Annotated in this window: 1 protein-coding gene; it reads right to left on the reverse strand. The window is 51.0% G+C overall.

What is annotated here, in order from left to right; translation table 11 throughout:
• Nucleotides 1-86 precede the first annotated feature (86 nt).
• A complete protein-coding gene (locus LE416_RS13035) occupies nucleotides 87-1,139 on the reverse strand; it encodes an IS30 family transposase (protein WP_225049397.1) in 1,053 nt (350 codons plus the stop codon).
• Nucleotides 1,140-1,262: the final 123 nt, after the last annotated feature.

Raw genomic sequence — 1,262 nt, forward strand, 5'->3', positions numbered from 1 at the left:
CGTAAATTGCAAGAACAAGTTAGCCAGTCGTTGAGGACAATCCCAGAACAGGCCGTTATCAAATAGAAGTTGTGGTGCTAGAGAGACTACTGGGCCATGCGGCGAACGCGCCGAGCTTCGGCCTCAAAGTTTTGCTGGGGTGTGCAGTAGCCCTGTTGTTTGCGAGGCAACTGATTCAAGCGGTCTTGCGTGGCCTGCACTTGACTAGGGCTAATGTCATCTAGGGACATGCCCTTAGGGAAGTCCTGGCGGATCATCCGGTTATGTGCCTCGTTGGTGCCACGGTCGCAGGACGTGTAAGGATGGGCGTAGAAGATCTCAGTTTCCGTCCCAGCAAAAGCAGTATTTAAGGCGGTGAACTCGGGTCCGTTGTCGGCTGTGATGGTCTTGATGCAAGCTCCCCATTCGCGCTTGATTCCACGCAATGCATAGCTCACAGAGTCTGCATCTCGTCCTTCGATCAAGCGGAGAAGTTGGCAACGGGTCTTGCGCTCAATCAGAGTCAAGATGACGCTCTCCTTGCCATTGCGTTTACCGACAATGGTATCCATCTCCCAGTGACCGAACTTCCTGCGTCGTTCAACGACCTTAGGCCGTTCCTCGATACTGCGGCCAGCCAGACGCTTAGCCTTGGTGTAGTGCTGGTGAGAGGTCTTCCGCTTAGTCTTCTCCAACAGGTCGATATTTCGAATCTCTAGGCGTTGGTCGTCAATGTACTGGTACAAAGTCGAGGCACAAACAAGCTCTTCAGGAGTAAACAGCTTGTGTCGCTTGGCATAGCCGATTGAAGCATCCGGCGACCATTTGTCCTGCTTAGCTCGCTGTACGTACCAGGCTAAGAAGACCTGTACGCTGGCGAACTTGTCAGGACGATGGCAGCTCAAGCGTGCAGTCTCGTAACGTGCCTGAGCAGCCTCTGGCAGGTATTGTCGATGGTAGACGCGCTTGCCATTACTCTTCTTGACCTGATCTACTGTACCTCGCTTGATTTCATTATTAATGGTCTGCGGGCAGACGCCAATTTCAGCAGCAATCCAACGATTGGACTTCCCAGCTTGGCGGAATCCGGCCACTTTTCCGCGCTCGAGTGATGTTAAGTGCTGACCTTTTTGGCGGTGTGTGCTATCCTGTTTCTGCATCAAGACAATATCCTCTTCCATTGTTTGTGTAGGAACTTCAATGATACAGGATATCTGTTCTTGATGTTTTTTATTGTCCAAAAAATTTTGAGACAGTGGCTAACTTGATTCTAAAATGCGCGA

The organism is Lacticaseibacillus kribbianus, from assembly GCF_020180945.1.
Classification (GTDB): Bacteria; Bacillota; Bacilli; order Lactobacillales; family Lactobacillaceae; genus Lacticaseibacillus; species Lacticaseibacillus kribbianus.

Excerpts from the sequence above, each read along its gene's own strand:
- LE416_RS13035 (WP_225049397.1), bottom strand. The coding sequence starts at position 1,139 with ATGCAGAAACAGGATAGCACACACCGCCAAAAAGGTCAGCACTTAACA.